The organism is Stutzerimonas stutzeri, from assembly GCF_051028275.1.
In the GTDB taxonomy this organism is placed as follows: Bacteria; Pseudomonadota; Gammaproteobacteria; order Pseudomonadales; family Pseudomonadaceae; genus Stutzerimonas; species Stutzerimonas stutzeri_AS.
In genome coordinates this window covers 710878-726401 of record NZ_CP069269.1, presented here as the reverse complement: position 1 = coordinate 726401, position 15524 = coordinate 710878, and the positions used below count along the sequence as shown (strand labels likewise).

General features: G+C 64.8%; 13 protein-coding genes and 2 riboswitches. Of the genes, 7 read left to right on the top strand and 6 right to left on the bottom strand.

Translation table 11 applies throughout. The features are described 5' to 3' along the window. Positions 1-43: 43 nt before the first annotated feature. The 5 genes from cobG (at position 44) to JQR87_RS03215 (ending at position 5377) form a co-directional block, all read left to right on the top strand. Entirely contained in the window at positions 44-1366 is a 1323-nt protein-coding gene (gene cobG / locus JQR87_RS03235; protein ID WP_407292638.1) for a precorrin-3B synthase, read from the top strand. Next, complete coding sequence (locus JQR87_RS03230; RefSeq protein WP_407292640.1) at positions 1359-1985, top strand: precorrin-8X methylmutase; 627 nt, start codon at positions 1359-1361, stop codon at positions 1983-1985. The genes cobG and JQR87_RS03230 overlap by 8 nt, the downstream gene beginning before the upstream one ends. Continuing rightward, positions 1982-2731, top strand: coding sequence for a precorrin-2 C(20)-methyltransferase (locus tag JQR87_RS03225; protein ID WP_407292641.1), 750 nt, complete (start codon positions 1982-1984; stop codon positions 2729-2731). Before JQR87_RS03230 ends, JQR87_RS03225 begins: the two co-directional genes overlap by 4 nt. Before the next feature lie 43 nt (positions 2732-2774). Next, positions 2775-4445, top strand: coding sequence for a precorrin-3B C(17)-methyltransferase (cobJ, locus tag JQR87_RS03220; RefSeq protein ID WP_407292643.1), 1671 nt, complete (start codon positions 2775-2777; stop codon positions 4443-4445). Between the two features lie 46 nt (positions 4446-4491). Then, positions 4492-4690: riboswitch (cobalamin riboswitch) on the top strand. Then, the gene (locus JQR87_RS03215; RefSeq protein WP_407292645.1) at positions 4655-5377 is read left to right on the top strand and encodes an energy-coupling factor ABC transporter permease; all 723 of its coding nucleotides are present in this window, start codon (positions 4655-4657) and stop codon (positions 5375-5377) included. Its footprint overlaps the riboswitch before it by 36 nt. A 24-nt stretch (positions 5378-5401) precedes the next feature. Here the strand turns inward: JQR87_RS03215 and cobF are convergent, their stop codons facing one another. The 5 genes from cobF to cobW are packed head-to-tail and all read right to left on the bottom strand — an operon-like array spanning position 5402 to position 12768. Beyond that, entirely contained in the window at positions 5402-6172 is a 771-nt protein-coding gene (gene cobF, locus JQR87_RS03210) for a precorrin-6A synthase (deacetylating) (protein WP_407292647.1), read from the bottom strand. 48 nt (positions 6173-6220) lie between these two features. After that, the gene (locus JQR87_RS03205; RefSeq protein ID WP_407297839.1) at positions 6221-6919 is read right to left on the bottom strand and encodes a vWA domain-containing protein; all 699 of its coding nucleotides are present in this window, start codon (positions 6917-6919) and stop codon (positions 6221-6223) included. Further along, entirely contained in the window at positions 6901-7914 is a 1014-nt protein-coding gene (locus JQR87_RS03200; RefSeq protein WP_407292649.1) for an ATP-binding protein, read from the bottom strand. The genes JQR87_RS03205 and JQR87_RS03200 overlap by 19 nt, the downstream gene beginning before the upstream one ends. 60 nt (positions 7915-7974) lie before the next feature. Continuing rightward, complete coding sequence (gene cobN / locus JQR87_RS03195; RefSeq protein ID WP_407292651.1) at positions 7975-11706, bottom strand: cobaltochelatase subunit CobN; 3732 nt, start codon at positions 11704-11706, stop codon at positions 7975-7977. 6 nt (positions 11707-11712) lie between these two features. Continuing rightward, positions 11713-12768, bottom strand: a complete 1056-nt coding sequence (cobW, locus tag JQR87_RS03190; protein WP_407292653.1) for a cobalamin biosynthesis protein CobW — start codon at positions 12766-12768, stop codon at positions 11713-11715. 95 nt (positions 12769-12863) lie between these two features. Beyond that, positions 12864-13085: riboswitch (cobalamin riboswitch) on the bottom strand. A 119-nt stretch (positions 13086-13204) separates the two neighbouring features. Here cobW and JQR87_RS03185 point away from each other — a divergent pair. Then, positions 13205-13651: a cobalamin biosynthesis protein gene (locus JQR87_RS03185; RefSeq protein WP_407292655.1), complete on the top strand. Its 447-nt coding sequence runs from the start codon at positions 13205-13207 to the stop codon at positions 13649-13651. Between the two features lie 11 nt (positions 13652-13662). Beyond that, complete coding sequence (cobM, locus tag JQR87_RS03180; protein ID WP_407292657.1) at positions 13663-14418, top strand: precorrin-4 C(11)-methyltransferase; 756 nt, start codon at positions 13663-13665, stop codon at positions 14416-14418. 253 nt (positions 14419-14671) lie between these two features. On the opposite strand, the gene JQR87_RS03175 is transcribed toward cobM, so the two are convergent. After that, entirely contained in the window at positions 14672-15523 is an 852-nt protein-coding gene (locus tag JQR87_RS03175; protein ID WP_407292659.1) for an energy transducer TonB, read from the bottom strand. Position 15524 lies beyond the last annotated feature (1 nt).

The following is a 15524-nucleotide window of genomic DNA, read 5'->3' as shown; positions in this document are numbered from 1 at the left end:
CGTCTTTTCGTTTCAGGTGACACCGTGCGCGAACTTGCTTCCCATGACTGAACTGCCCGTTCCACGGCCCAGCCCGTGCCCTGGCTTGCTGCGCATTGTGCAGGCACTGGACGGTGGCATCTGCCGTATCAAGCTGCCCGGTGGCGTGCTCTCCTGCGGCCAGGCCCGATCCATTACTGAAGCGGCCGAGCACCATGCCAGCGGCGTGCTGGAGCTGACCAACCGCAGCAATCTGCAGATACGCGGCATAGGTGCCGGATCGGAGCAAGACCTGATCCGCGCGCTGCTGGTCGCAGGACTAGGGCCATCTGTGCCCGACGCCGACGATGTACGCAACCTCATGCTCAGCCCTGCGGCCGGCCTGGACCCTCAACAGCACATGGATACCCGGCCGCTGGCTGCAGAGATCCTGGCACTGTTGCAGGACAATCCCGCGCTGCACGTACTCTCTGCCAAGTTCGCCATTCAGCTCGATGGCGGCGAAGCGCTGTGCATGCTCGGACATGCCCACGACCTCTGGCTGCGTGCCCTCCCCGGCGAGCCGCAGCAGCTGGTGTTCGGGATAGCAGGCTGTCCGACCGCTAAACCACTCGGCATGGTCGCCGCAGCGGACGCCGTACCCTTGGTCGAGGCGATCCTGCTTACGTTTCTGGAGTGTGCCGAACCGGAGCAGCGCCGCATGCGTCAGCTGCTCGAATCAGTCCCGACCGACAGGCTGTTGCGACAGGTGCAGGCGCGCATGCCGTTTGCCTTGTTACCCGTGCCAGACGACTGGCAACGGCGAACCTTGGCGGCCAACCCGCCGATTGGCATCATCGCCCAACGCCAGGAAGGGCTTTCGATGGTGGCCGCCAGCGCCCCGCTTGGGCGAATCGATACCCGCCAGCTCCTTGCCGCCGCCGAACTGGCCGAGCTGCATGGCGACGGCAGCCTGCGACTCACGCCCTGGCAGGGCCTGCTGATCCCGAATGTGTCGGCTGACGAGGCCGAGCCCGTGCTCGCAGGCCTTGGGCAGGCCGGGCTGCTCACTGACGGCAACGCGCCCCTGGCCAATCTGATCGCCTGCACCGGTTCTGCCGGCTGCGCGCGCGGGCTGGCCGATACTAAAGGCGATGCCCTGACATTGGCGGCCCGCCTGCAGCGAACCGACGCCCGCCCGCAGGTGCACCTCAGCGGCTGCTCGCGATCTTGCGCGGCCGCGCATGTCGCGCCGTTCACGCTGCTTGCCGTGGGCGACAACCGATACCAGCTGTTCGAGCGCACGGGCGAGGCCGGTTTCGGCCAACCACTGGCGCCACCCATGACCATCGACCAAGCGGGCGCATGGTTCGCCCAGCACCACGCAACGGGACGCACCCATGCTTGATTACATCCGCGACGGCCAGGAAATCTACCGGCGCTCCTTCGCTACCATTCGCGCCGAAGCCGACCTCAGCGCGATTCCGCCGGACATGGAAAAGCTCGCCGTCCGGGTGATCCACGCCTGCGGCATGGTCGACATCGTCAGCGATCTCGCCTTTTCTGCGGGCGCTGGTGCAGCAGGCCGCGCCGCGCTACAGGCCGGCGCGCCGATCCTCTGCGACGCACGCATGGTGGCCGAAGGCATCACCCGGCCACGCCTGCCAAAGGACAACCGGGTCATCTGCACACTGCACGACGACGACGTGCCGGACCTCGCCAAAACGCTCGGCAACACGCGCTCCGCCGCTGCGCTGGAGCATTGGCGCGAGCATCTGGAAGGCAGCGTGGTGGTGATCGGCAATGCGCCGACCGCGCTCTTCTATCTCCTGGAAATGCTCGATGCCGGCGCACCGAAGCCGGCGCTGATCATCGGGATGCCGGTCGGTTTCATCGGCGCGGCGGAATCCAAAGATGCGCTGGCGGCGAACAGCCGTGGCGTCCCCTACGTGGTGGTGCGCGGCCGGCGCGGCGGCAGTGCGATGGCGGTGGCAGCGGTCAACGCCCTTGCCACGGAGGTGGAATGATGGAAAGCAAAGGACGGCTGATCGGGCTGGGTGTTGGCCCGGGCGATCCGGAACTCATCACGCTGAAAGCCTTGCGCCTGCTGCAGAGCGCGGAAGTGGTCGGTTATTTCGTGGCCAAGGCAAAAGCCAGCAAGGGCCAGGGCGGCAACGCCTTCGGCATCATCGAGCAGCACCTGACCGACCAACAGCAGCGCATGCCGCTGGTCTATCCGGTCACCACCGAGAAGCTCGCGCCACCGCTCTCCTACGAGGATGTCATCGCCGACTTCTACGACACCTGCGCCGTGCAGATTGCCGCCGAGCTCGATGCCGGGCGCGACGTGGCGGTGATCTGCGAGGGCGATCCGTTCTTCTACGGCTCCTACATGTACCTACACGACCGCCTGGCGGCGGACTATCCGGTCGAGGTCGTGCCCGGCGTCTGCTCCATGCTCGGCTGCACCTCGGTGCTCGGCACGCCGCTGGTCTATCGCAACCAGAGCCTGTCGGTGCTGTCCGGCGTGCTGCCGGAGGCGGAACTCAAGCAAAGGCTGCGCGATGCCGAGGCGGCCGTGATCATGAAGCTCGGGCGCAACTTCGAAAAGGTGCGTCGCGTTCTTCAGGAGCTGGGACTCGAGAAACGCGCGCACTACGTCGAACGCGCCACCATGGCCAACCAGAAGATCGTTCCGCTGGATGAGGTCGAGCCGATGTCGTCCCCCTATTTCTCGATGATTCTCGTCCCTGGTGAGAAGTGGCGCGGCTAAAACCTCATCCATTCACCCGTTTTCCCTGATTTACGGATGCACTATGCCCGGCCCCGCTACCACCGCACCCGCCATCGTCGTACTCGGCGCCTCAGCCCTTGAAACCGCCAGACGGGTACAGCGCCTCTACCCTGAGGGGCGCATTCACGGCTTGCGCGGGCGTGCTGATGAAGCCGATACGCTGTACGAAAACTTCGGCGAACACCTGCGCGAGCTGTATCGAGCCAACACACCGATCATCGCGCTGTGCGCTGCGGGCATTGTGATACGGAGTCTCGCCCCGGTACTGGGCGACAAGGACAACGAGCCCCCGGTACTGGTGGTTGGTGAAGATGGCAGCGCCGTGGTGCCGCTGCTTGGCGGCCTGGCAGGAGTCAACCGGATGGCACGGGAGATCGCCGCTGTGCTGGACGTCAGCCCGGCCATCACCACCAGCGGCGAGCTGCGCTTCGGCGCCTGCCTGCTGTCCCCGCCTCCCGGTTATGTGCTGGGCGATCTGGAACAGGGCAAGCGTTTTGTCAGCGACCTGCTGGCCGGTGCGCCGGTGCGAGTCGAAGGTCCGGCGCCCTGGCTGGACGAACTCAGCCTGCCGCTCGACCCGAATGCGACGCACCGGGTTGCGGTCAGCCCGCTGAAGCAGGAGGACGTCTCCACGCTGAGTATTCATCCCCAACAGACCGCGATCCACGTCGAAGAGATTGGCCCGGATCTAGGTGCCGAGATTCAGCGACTCATTGATGGGTCCGGTTTTTCCTTGCGCAGTCTCGCCTGCCTTATCGCTCCGCCCGAGCTGATGACAGACGTCGCGCTGCAACAGGTCGCAAGCCAACTGGCGTTGCCGATCCGTTACAGCAGTGACATCTCGCAGCTGCCACCGCAGCATAGCCGCAGCCAGCGAGCACGCCTGTTACAGGCAGACGAACCCATCGATGTCACGCGCATCGGTCAGCCGCGCGGCTCCCTGACGGTGATCGGCCTCGGCCCAGGCGCACCCGAGTACATGGTGCCTGCGGCGCGACAGGCACTGGACGAGGCGCAGGACCTGCTCGGGTATGAAACTTACATCAGGATGGCCGGCCCGCTGAAACCAGGCCAGACCAGCCATGGCAGCGACAACCGCGAGGAGCTGCAGCGCGCAGCCCACGCCTTCGAGCTGGCCGCCAACGGGCGGCGCGTGGTGGTGATCTCATCCGGTGACCCCGGCGTGTTCGCCATGGCTGCGGCCGTTCTTGAAGCGCTGCACGCCTCCAGCGATCCGCGCTGGCATGCGGTCGATCTGCAAATCCTGCCAGGCGTCTCGGCGGCCCTGGCCACCGCCGCCAAAGCTGGCGCGCCGCTGGGTCACGACTTCTGCATGCTCTCGCTCTCGGACAACCTCAAGCCCTGGGCGCTGATCGAGAAACGCCTGGAGCACGCGGCAGCCGCCGATCTGGTCATGGCCTTCTACAACCCCATCTCCAAGGCGCGGCCCTGGCAGCTCGGCCGGGCGCTGGAAATTCTCCGCCAGCAGCGCGCCCCGGAAACACTGGTGGTGCTCGGGCGCGACATCGGGCGGCCAGCCGAAGCCCTGACAATCACCACGCTTGGTGAACTGACTCCAGAACAGGTGGACATGCGCACCCTGGTCATCATCGGCTCGTCGCAGACCTGCCGGTTCGCCAAGCCGGACGGAAGCGACTGGGTCTACACGCCTAGAAGCTACCCCGCCGATTGAATGACAAACCTCGTTTTAGACGTGCTCAATGCAGGCAAACCCATTACCCTAGCGGCGCTTGATGGTTCTGCCCCAAAGGCAGAGGCAAGAGGGAAGCAGGTACGCCCACGGGCTATTCCTGCGCTGCCCCCGCAACTGTGAACGGCGAGTCCGCCTGCAATGAAGTCACTGGCCTGACCGGCTGGGAAGACGCAGGTGCACATTGACCCGTGAGCCAGGAGACCTGCCATCAGCGTGCCGATCCCGGCGCCTTTCAACCCGCATCCCTCGGAGGGAGAACGATGCATATCGAACCTGGCGTACTCAACGCCGCGAAAATCCTGTTTGCCAACGCTGCTGCCGTTTCCACACTGGCCGTGTTCCTGCCCAAGCTGATGTGGCGGCCGGACATCTGGATCAAGACCCTGCTCGCCGCGCTGTTCTTCTCCATATTCATGGAGGTCTTCCACATGCCGGTTGGCGCCTCGGAGCTGCACTTCGTGGGGGCGTCGGCGGTGTACGTGATCTTCGGCTTCGTGCCGACCCTGTTCGGCTTCGCCATTGGCCTGCTGCTGCAAGGGCTGCTGTTCGAGCCGACCGACCTGGTGCATCTGGCGGTCAACTCGCTGTCGCTGATCCTGCCGCTGATTGCGGCCCATGGCCTGCTCGGCCGGCATTTCTTCGCCCAGGGCGGGCGCGTGATTCGCTGGGCCGAAGTGGTCAAGTTCGACGCAGCCTTCTACGGCGGCGTGGTGCTGATGGTGGGCTTCTGGCTGTCGCTGGGTAACGAGCCCACGCCGCTGCAGAATTGGGCGATGTTCGCCGTGTCCTACCTGCCGCTGGTGCTGCTCGAGCCGCTGTTCACCTGCCTGGTCGTGCGCACGCTCAAGCGCTATGCGGACAAGCCGCTGATCAGCCGCTTCACCACTGTCAAAACCCTCGCCACCGCCTGATCCAGGCCCGCCCGGCGCTGACGATCAAAGCTCGTCAGCGCTGCGGCGACGCAACAGATAGCTGTCCATGATCCAGCCATGCCGCTCCCGCAGTTCGGCGCGGGTCTGGCGGATCTGCTCTGCCACCTCCCCGATTTTTCCCGCGATCAGCACTTCATCCGGGGTGCCGACGTATGCGCCCCAGTAGATATCCATGGGCTGATCGGCGAAACGCATCCAGGTGTCCTGCGCATCGAGCATCACCAGCACGCTGTCCAGCCCGGCGGGGAAACCCTCGGCCAGGCGCCGTGCCGGAGTGACCTGAAAGGCCTGGCCGATGCTGTTGAAGCAGACCTTATGCCTGGCCGCCAGCGCCTGCAGGCTGGTGATGCCGGGAATCACTTCATAGCTGATCGGTTCCGGGCTGGCTTGCACGATGTCCTCGACGATTCGCAGCGTGCTGTCATACAGCGCCGGGTCGCCCCAGACCAGAAAGCCGCCCACCTCACCATCGGCCAGCTCATGGTGAATCATCTGTTCGAACACGCGCTGTTTGTCCTGATTGAGGTCGACGACGCTGGCGCGGTAGTCGGCAACACCGCGCACGCGCTCGGGGCATTCGGCTTCGATGAATCGATACCCCGGCTTTTCGATGAAACGCTCGCAGATGTGTTTGCGCAGGTGGATGAGCGAATCCTTCGAGGCGCCCTTGTCCATCAGGAAAAACACGTCGACGCGGTTCAGTGCCTTGATCGCCTGCACCGTCAGGAAATCGGGATCGCCTGCACCAATGCCGATGATCAACAGGGTTTTCATGGCGTAGGGCTCCATTGCGCTCAGAATTTGTCGTTGAAAGTGTGTCGTTCAAAGCTTGTCATTCAGAATCGCGAACGTATCGATGTGTCGATACTCCGCGCCCAACTGGTCGGCCAGTTGCCGTGCGCGACCCAGGCGGATCGGCGCGCTCTCGATGTCCACCAGCACGGCTGGACAACGGCTCGGGTTCAGCGCGTCCAAGTCACGCAGGCGGCCATCGGTGAGGATCAGCAGTCGGTGCTGCTCCGCAGGCTTCAGGCGTTGGCGGCGCGTTTGCCAGTCGGCGGCCTGCTGCAGGGCATCGAGCAGAGGCGTACCGCCGCCGGCACCGAGATCAGCCAGCCATTGCTGCTGTGCGGCTGAAACCTTTTGCCCTGGCCAGACCCAATCGGCATGCGCTCCGTTGGCCTGCAACAGGGCCAGACGCACGCGTTGCCGCCGCGCCTGCTCGAACACTTCCCCAAGCAGCCCTTTCGCCTTGCTCAGCGCACCGTGGCGCCGGGTCGAGCCCGAGGCATCCATGATCACCAGCCACACCTCGCTTGCCCGCCAACTTCGAGGCCTCAGTACAAGGTCATCGCGGCGATTCGGCCGGCCGTTGAGCATGAAGGTCGCTGCCCAGTCGACCCGCCCAGCCGCACCACTGCGACTGGCGCCCTGCCGACCACCGTTCAGGCTGCCCGGTGCTGCTCGTGCATCCGCGCCGGAGGCGCTGCGTGGGCGGATGCTCAGGGCTTTTTTGACCAGCGAGGCGGTTCACGCCGAGGGCCCACAGGCTGGACCTGGGCCGGCAGCTGACCCCAGTCACCCGCCCCCTGGTTATTCTGAGCAGCACCAGTGTCTTCCTTGGGTTGAGGCTGCGGTGACTGCTGCGGTGGCGTTGAAGGTGGTGTCGCCTGCTGCTGCCGGTGACGCAGGACAAACGCGGCCACCGCATTGATGTCCTCGGCTTCGATGCGTGCCGAACCACGCCATGCGGCATGGGCGCGGCTGGCGCGCAGCCAGACCAGGTCCGCTCGCAGTCCATCTACCTGCGCGTCAAAGCAGCGATGGCTGATCTGCTGCAGCGCCGCCTCGTCCAGCGGAATATCGCCTAGCCTCGCCCGCGCTTGCTGACAACGCGCTCGCAACGCCCCCTGCTCTTCCGACCAGGTGGCCAGAAAACGCTGCGGATCGGAATCGAAGTCCAGCCGGCGCCGCATGATGTCCGCTCGCTGTTCAGGCTGTGGCCGCGCATCCAGCGCAACATTGAAGCCGAAGCGGTCGAGCAGCTGCGGACGCAGCTCGCCCTCCTCGCTGTTCATGGTGCCTATCAGCACGAAGCGCGACGTGTGGCGATGGGATACACCGTCCCGCTCCACATGGTTGACCCCGCTGGCCGCCGCATCGAGCAACAGGTCAACCAGGTGATCCGGCAGCAGATTGACCTCGTCGACATAGAGCACGCCGCCATCGGCCTTGGCCAGCAAGCCCGGGGCAAACCTGGCGCGTCCCTCGCCAAGGGCTGCATCGAGATCCAGCGAGCCGACGATGCGCTCTTCGCTGGCGCCCATTGGCAGGGTGACGAATTGACCGCTGGGCAGCAGGTCCGCCAACCCCCGCGCCAGGGTCGACTTGGCCATGCCGCGAGGGCCTTCGATCAGCACGCCACCAATCGCCGGATCGATCGCGGCCAGACACAGGGCCAATTTCAGATCATCGGCGCCTACGATGGCAGCAAGGGGGAAATGGCTATCGGGCATGGCAGGCATCCGTAGGGGCAGAAAGCGGTACGTAGGGTGGGACGGAGGAAAGGCGCTCGCTCATGATTCCTCGCTGTCGATCAGCAGGTTTTCCAGCGCTTCCTGATAGTCGCCGGGCTCTTCCCACAGTCCGCGCTGCTGAGCTTCCAGCAGGCGTTCGAGGATGTCCCGCAGGGCCTCGGGGTTGTGCTGCTGGATGAACTCACGGGTGTCGCTGTCCAGCACGTAGGCATCGGCCAGCATCGCGTACTGGTGATCATCGATCAGCTCGGTGGTGGCGTCGAAAGCGAATAGGTAATCCACCGTGGCCGCCAATTCGAAGGCGCCCTTGTAGCCGTGGCGCTTCATGCCGGCGATCCACTTGGGGTTGGCCGCACGCGAACGCACCACGCGCCCCAACTCTTCTTTTAGGCTGCGAATTCGCGGGTTGTCCGGCTGGCTGTTGTCGCCGTGGTAGCTCGTCACCGAGCCGCTGCGCAGGGTTTCGGCAGCGGCCAGCATGCCGCCCTGGAACTGGTAGTAGTCGTTGGAATCGAGAATGTCGTGCTCGCGATTGTCCTGGTTCTGCAGCACCGCCTGGACCTGCTGCAGCCGTTCGGCGAAACGCGCCCGTGCCGGCACGCCTTCGTCATCCTTCCCGTAGGCATAGCCGCCCCAGTTCAGATACACCTCAGCCAGGTCCTCGCGGCTCTGCCAGCGGCGGTCGTCGATGACGTTCTGCACGCCTGCGCCGTAGGCACCGGGCATCGAGCCGAACACTCGCCAACCGGCCTGGCGCCGCGCCTCGACCTCGTCGAGCCCGCCGTCCTCAAGCTTAAGGGATTCACGCCAGACCCGCGCCGACAGCGGGTTCATGTCTTCCGGCTCATCGAGATCGGCCACCGCCTGCACCGCCTCGTCGAATACACGGATCAGGTTGGCAAAGGCATCGCGGAAGAAGCCGGACACCCGCAACGTCACATCCACCCGCGGTCGACCCAGTTCTTCCAGCGACACGATTTCGAAGCGCTCCAGACGACCGCTTCCGGGCTGCCAGACCGGGCGCACACCAAGCAATGCCATGGCCTGCGCGATGTCATCGCCGCCGGTGCGCATGGTCGCAGTGCCCCACATGGACAAACCGAGCTGCCGGAGGTAATCGCCATGGTCCTGCATATGCCGTTCGAGCAGGCGCTCGGTGGCTTGCACTCCGATGCGCCACGCTGTTGGCGTGGGCAGGTTGCGCACGTCGACGGTGAAAAAGTTGCGGCCTGTCGGCAGCACATCGAGGCGACCACGGCTCGGCGCGCCACTGGGGCCAGCCGGCACGAAGCGGCCTTGCAGCGCGGCCAGCAAGCCCGTTATCTCCTCCTCACCGCAACTGTCCAGCATTGGCGCGACCTGGCTACGCAGTTGCTTGATCACTTCGCTGCTGGCAGGCCCGTAGCCCGGCGTCTCCGTTTCGATCAACTCCAAAGCAAGCAGCTCCAGCCGCTCGCGGGTGTCACCTTGAGTGCGCCACAGGCTGGTGTCGCAACGCTGCAGCACCTCGGGCCGCGGCCCCTGCCAGGTTGCAGCCATGTCACAGTTGATCGGGTCGAAATCCAGGCCCAGGTCATCGGCCAGCGCACGCAGCAGGCTGGCGTTGGGCCCCGTCCCGTTGCCTCTGGGGATGCGCAGCAGCGCGAGCAGCGTGTCGCGTCGCAATAGCCCGCAGGGCGACTCGCCGAACACATGCAGGCCGTCGCGTATCTGCGACTCTTTCAGGTCGCAGAGATAGGCGTCGAGCTGCGGCAGCCAGCTGTTGGGGTCGTCACTGAGTTGCAGGCCCAGCTCGCGGTCCAGATTGGCCTCACGCACCAGCACCAGGATTTCGCTGCGCAACTCGGCCGCACGTCGCAGGTCCAGCTGGCTGGCTTCGTAGTACTCGTCGGCCAGTCGCTCGATGTCACGCAGCGGGCCATAACTTTCGGCGCGGGTCAGCGGCGGCATCAGGTGGTCAATGATCACCGCCTGGGTGCGCCGCTTGGCCTGGGCGCCTTCACCCGGGTCGTTGACGATGAACGGATAGATGTTCGGCAGTGGCCCGAGCACTGCATCCGGCCAGCACGCCTCGGACAGCCCAACGCTCTTGCCCGGCAGCCATTCCAGGTTGCCGTGCTTGCCGACGTGGATCACCGCATCGGCGGCATAGCGCGTGCGCAGCCAGGCGTAGAACGCGAGGTAGCCGTGCGGTGGCACCAGATCCGGGTCGTGGTACATCGCGGCCGCGTCGAGCTGATAACCGCGCGCCGGTTGGATGCCCACGAAGGTCGAGCCGAAGCGCAGCCCGGCGATCATCAGCCGACCGGCACGATACATTGGGTCCAGCTCGGGGCTGCCCCAGCGATCGAGCACTGCTTGCTGATTGGCAGCCGGCAATTGCTCGAAGAATGTACGGTACTCGTCGAGCGCCATGCTCTGCGCGCAAGGTCGCAGATCCAGATTGTCGAGGTCGTTGGTGACGCCGCCGAGCAACTGGTGGATCAGTTCGGTGCCGCTGTCAGGCAACTCGGCCACCGGATACCCCTGTGCTTGCAGAGCGCGGAGAATGTTCAGCGCGGCGGCCGGTGTGTCCAGCCCGACCCCATTGCCAATGCGACCATCACGGGTCGGGTAGTTGGCCAGGATTAGCGCGACTCGCTTGTCACCATTCGGCCGTCGCGCCAGCCGGGCCCAGCGCCAGGCCAATTCAGCCACATGGTCCATGCCCGGCAGATGCGGCTGGTAGCAGATCACGTCGCTCTGGCTGCGCTCACTGCGCCAGGCCAGGCCCTTGAAGCTGATGGGTCGGGTGATCAGACGACCGTCCAGCTCGGGCAGGACGATATGCATCGCCAGGTCTCGCGAGCCCAATCCCTGCGCGTTGACCTGCCACTGCTCGTGGTTGTCCAGGGCGCAGATGGCCTGCAACACAGGGACATCCAGGCGAAAAGGCCGCAGGTTTGGCGCGTCGGGACTGGATTGGGCAAAACCGGTGGTGTTGATGATCACCGCAGCGGCGCTCTGCTCCAGCCAGCCTTCGGCCTGCGCAAGGCAAGCCGCCTCCTTCAGGCTGGCCACAGCGATAGGCAGCGGGTTGAGCCCCTGAGCCGTCAATCGCTCGCAAAATGTATCGATAAAGCCAGTATTCGCTGCCTGCACCTGGGTGCGATAGAAGATCAGCCCAACCACCGGCGCATCCGTCTGCCAGTCGCGCTGCCAGTCAGCCAGCGTCGCGGATGGACGATGCGGGTGATAGATCGCGACACGCGCCAGTGCTTCGGGCTCCCGCCAGGCATAGTCCCGGCCCAGCCAGCGACTGGCGATGCAGTGATAGAACTGGCGTGCGTTGTCGACGCCACCTTGGCGCAGAAACTGCCACAGCCGATGGCTATCCTCGGCCGGAACGTTGCCGAGCTCGCTCAGTTCGGGATCAGGGCTGTCATCGCCCGGCACCATGATGATCTTCGCACCGCGCTGGCCCAGCTCCACCAGTCGCTCGACCCCGTAGCGCCAGTAACTGACGCCACCGTGAACGGAAATCAGGATGACCCTGGCATGCTGCAGCACCTGCTCGACGTAGAAATCGATCGAGGCGTTATTGCCCAGCTGTGCAGGGCTCGCCAGCCGCAGGCTGGGATAGTCTTCGGGCAACTGCCCGGCCACCTCGGCCAGCAATGACAGGTGCGAATCACCGGTGCACAGCACGACCAGCTCGCCGGGGGTCTGGCCCAGATCGGCGATGCTATCGGCCGGCAGTTGCTGGCCCGGCTGGGTTCGCAGCAGATGCACAGTCGATCAGCCCGCTAAGACCGCGTTCAGTTCAGCGTCGATCACCGATTGGTCGAGTGCTTGACCGATGATGACCAGCCTGGTGGTGCGTGCTTCACCGGCCTGCCAGGGACGGTCGAAGTGCTTGTCGAAACGCTGCCCAACGCCCTGCAACAGCAGGCGCATGGGCTTACCGGGAATCGCAGCGAAGCCCTTGACGCGCAGGATGCCATGCTTGACCACGGCCTCCTTCAACGCCTGCAGAAGCTTGTCTTCGGGCACCTCCGGTAGCTCGACCGCAAAGGAATCGAAGACATCGTGGTCATGTTCTTCGTGGTCTTCGAGATCGTGGTGGGTCTTGCGCCCTTCGATGTGCAGCTCGGTTTCGCAATCCAGCCCCAGCAGCACGTTCAACGGTAGCTCGCCGCCATGCGCTTCGATAATTTTGACCGCTTCGGGAAGCTCCTCGGCCACTTCGGTCCGGACCGCTGCAAGCGCGTCGGGGCTCAAGAGGTCGGCCTTGTTGAGGATCACCAGGTCGGCGCTGGCCAGCTGATCGGCAAACAGCTCATGCAAGGGCGATTCGTGATCGAGATTGGGATCGAGCTTGCGCTGCGCATCGACCTGCTCCGGAAAGGCGGCAAAGGTGCCAGCCGCCACCGCTGGGCTGTCGACTACCGTAATCACCGCATCGACCGTGCAGGCGTTACGGATTTCCGGCCAGTTGAAAGCCTGTACCAGCGGCTTGGGCAGCGCCAGGCCCGAGGTTTCGATGAGGATATGGTTAAGGTCGCCACGGCGCGCCACCAGCTCGCGCATCACCGGGAAGAACTCTTCCTGAACGGTGCAGCAGAGGCAGCCGTTGGCGAGCTCGAAGACCCGACCGTTCGCCTCCTCTTCGCTGCAGCCTATGGAGCACTGCTTGAGAATCTCGCCATCGATGCCCAGCTCGCCGAACTCGTTGACGATCACGGCGATGCGCCGCCCTTCGGCGTTGGCCAACATATGGCGCAGCAAGGTGGTTTTGCCGGCACCGAGAAAGCCGGTGACGATGGTAACGGGGAGTTTGGAGAGGGTTTTCATCGTAGCCCTGCGAGCATCGGAAATGGATGAGCAGGCAGGCGGACACTTACATGGCGGCACGCGCCAACAAGCACCACCGGAGCACCCCGCCCGGTTGCAAAATATGTAGCGAGGCAGGTCTCCTGGCTCACGACCGGGCGACGCATGAAGCGTCAGCCAATATCCCTTGCCTTCCCGCGCCATGCGCAGTGGCTGGTGTGCCTGATGACAAACACACCCAAGGGTCAAATCGCTTACAGTTGCGGGGGCAGCCACGGCTTTTCCGTGTTCCCTCTTAGCTCTGGCAGCGCCAGAGAACCTCGACGCGTGAAGGCTACGCAGAGGGCGGGGGCGGGTCAATCGCCCGGTTGACGCTCGGAAACGCACGTGATGTTCTTGCGCACCTCTTTTCACCCGACCGCGAGCGCGCTTGCGGTCCCGGAATCCATCAGCCGTCATGTCCTCTGATAGCCCCCTGCGCTCCTATCCCCGGCAGCCAAGCCGAGCCCTGCATGTCGCAGGCTTGGGATGCCGCCGAGGTTGCAGCCGGGTTGAGCTCGAACAACTTCTATACCGCGTGCTGCAGCAGCATGACCTTGCGCTCAGTGCAATCGACTGCCTGGCAAGCAGCGCCCATAAAACAGCCGAAACGGGGCTGCTGGAACTGGCCGAGCACCTGCAATTGCCACTGGTTTGGCTGTCAGCCGAGCAGCTCGCACCTTATGATGGCGCGCTCAGTGGCGCTTCATCGCTCAGTAAACAGCTCACCGGCAGCGCCGGAGTTGCCGAGGCCAGTGCGCTTGCCCAGGCCGAGCGGGCCACCGGCCAGAAAGCGCGACTGCTCGGCGCCAAGCTGCGTTCCGCCAATGCAACCTGCGCGCTGGCTGTCGCCCGCCTTCCCTGATTGGAGTTTGCATGACTGTCTATTTCATCGGCGCCGGCCCTGGCGATCCCGAACTGATCACCGTCAAAGGGCAGCGTCTGGTGCGCATTTGTCCGGTCATTCTCTACGCCGGCTCGCTGGTCCCGGCTGCCGTGCTCGAAGGTCACAACGCGGAGTTAGTGATCAATACCGCCGAGCTGCATCTGGACGAAATCATCACGCTGATCCAGCAAGCCGATGCCAAGGGACAGGACGTCGCGCGAGTGCATTCGGGCGACCCGTCCCTCTATGGCGCCATAGGCGAGCAGATTCGCCAGCTGCGCCGGCTCGGCATCGCCTTCCAGATCGTTCCGGGCGTCACCGCAACGGCTGCATGCGCCGCGCTGCTGGACGTCGAGCTGACCCTGCCGCAGGTCTCCCAGACGCTGATCCTGACCCGCTACGCCACCAAGTCGGACATGCCGCCCGGCGAAGCGCTGCATGACCTGGCCCGCCACGGCGCGACCATGGCGATTCACCTTGGCGTACAACATCTGTCGCGCATCGTGGCCGAACTGTTGCCCCATTACGGCGCGGACTGCCCAGTTGCCGTGGTACACCGCGCCAGCTGGCCCGATCAGGATTGGGTGATGGGCACGCTGGCCGATATCGAGACGAAGGTCAGCGAGAAGGGGTTTCGCCGTACTGCATTGATACTGGTTGGCCGGGTTCTGACCGCCGACGCCTTCGCCGATTCGGCGCTGTACAACGTGGACACACGGCATCTCTATCGCGTGCCGAAAGGCTGAGCGTGACCAGAGCCGCCCCCGCTCATTCGAACGGGCCCAAGCGATCGGCGACGCCATGCTTTTCTCGGATGCTACCGCTACGGCGCGACGTCGTTGAGCCAGGGCAAAGCGCACGTTGCGCCAAGGCAGCACACGCACCCAACTTGCTGCATCGGAACGACTTGTTAGAGGCTGGGCGTAGACGAGAGGCTGCCCGGGGTGAGCAGCTATCACCTGGAACGGCCGACGGTACGGAACCCGCCGGCCCCTTTCGTCACTCGATCCGATAACTGAAGGTGTTCTTCACATCCGGCACCGGGACGGCCTGTCCGTTGACTATACGGGGCTGGTAGCGAAACCGCTTCGCGGCGGCCAGTGATGGGCTTTTGAACAGCGGGTGGCAGTCATCGAGCACTTTGGGATCTTCTACCCGACCGTTTGGGTTGACGGTGTACGACACGGTGCACTCGCCTTGGATATTGCGGTCCAGCGCGCGCTGGGGATAGGCCGGTGCTTCCTTGGCGATGGGCAGGTATTGACGGCTTGCGGCCGCGGCTTCGGCCTGGGCGCGCGCGTTTGCGGCCGCAGCGGCGGCGGCCTGACGGTCGGCTTCGGCGCGTTGTGCGGCCAGGGCTACCTGCCGCTGTGCTTCTTCACGCCGTTGTGCCTGCTGCTGCTCTTCCAGCCGCTGACGTTCACGCGCCTGGGCAAGTTCTTCCTGCTGCTTTCGCTTGCGTTCAGCCTGCTCCTGCTGGCGTTTGCGTTGCGCCTCTTCTTCGCGCGCCTGCTCGGCACGTTTGAAGGCGAGGTCGGCCTGCTCCGGCGCTTGCCGTTTGACCACAGGCTCGGGTACGGGGGCAGGTTCCGGCGGCACCGGGACGGGCGGCGGAACCGGTGCCGGCGCCTCAACCACAGGCACGGGCTGGGGCAACTGGATCAGTTGGGTCTTGAGCAGCGCTGGGGCCTGTGCGACCTCAAGCGCTGCCGGTTGATCGTGCGACAGGCTGACCAACACCCAGGCCAGGCCGGCATGCAACGCCACAGCGATCGCCGCGGCGCTGGCATGGCTGCGCAAGGCCGGCCAGTTGATGACCGAGCGCGGCGTCTCCAGGGTCAAGCTGGTCATG

What these genes read in the sequence shown, in the direction of transcription:
- cobG (WP_407292638.1), top strand. Translation starts at nt 44, where the DNA reads ATGACTGAACTGCCCGTTCCACGGCCCAGCCCGTGCCCTGGCTTGCTG.
- JQR87_RS03230 (WP_407292640.1), top strand. Translation starts at nt 1,359, where the DNA reads ATGCTTGATTACATCCGCGACGGCCAGGAAATCTACCGGCGCTCCTTC.
- JQR87_RS03225 (WP_407292641.1), top strand. Translation starts at nt 1,982, where the DNA reads ATGATGGAAAGCAAAGGACGGCTGATCGGGCTGGGTGTTGGCCCGGGC.
- cobJ (WP_407292643.1), top strand. Translation starts at nt 2,775, where the DNA reads ATGCCCGGCCCCGCTACCACCGCACCCGCCATCGTCGTACTCGGCGCC.
- cobF (WP_407292647.1), bottom strand. Translation starts at nt 6,172, where the DNA reads ATGAAAACCCTGTTGATCATCGGCATTGGTGCAGGCGATCCCGATTTC.
- JQR87_RS03200 (WP_407292649.1), bottom strand. Translation starts at nt 7,914, where the DNA reads ATGCCCGATAGCCATTTCCCCCTTGCTGCCATCGTAGGCGCCGATGAT.
- cobW (WP_407292653.1), bottom strand. Translation starts at nt 12,768, where the DNA reads ATGAAAACCCTCTCCAAACTCCCCGTTACCATCGTCACCGGCTTTCTC.
- JQR87_RS03185 (WP_407292655.1), top strand. Translation starts at nt 13,205, where the DNA reads ATGTCCTCTGATAGCCCCCTGCGCTCCTATCCCCGGCAGCCAAGCCGA.
- cobM (WP_407292657.1), top strand. Translation starts at nt 13,663, where the DNA reads ATGACTGTCTATTTCATCGGCGCCGGCCCTGGCGATCCCGAACTGATC.
- JQR87_RS03175 (WP_407292659.1), bottom strand. Translation starts at nt 15,523, where the DNA reads ATGACCAGCTTGACCCTGGAGACGCCGCGCTCGGTCATCAACTGGCCG.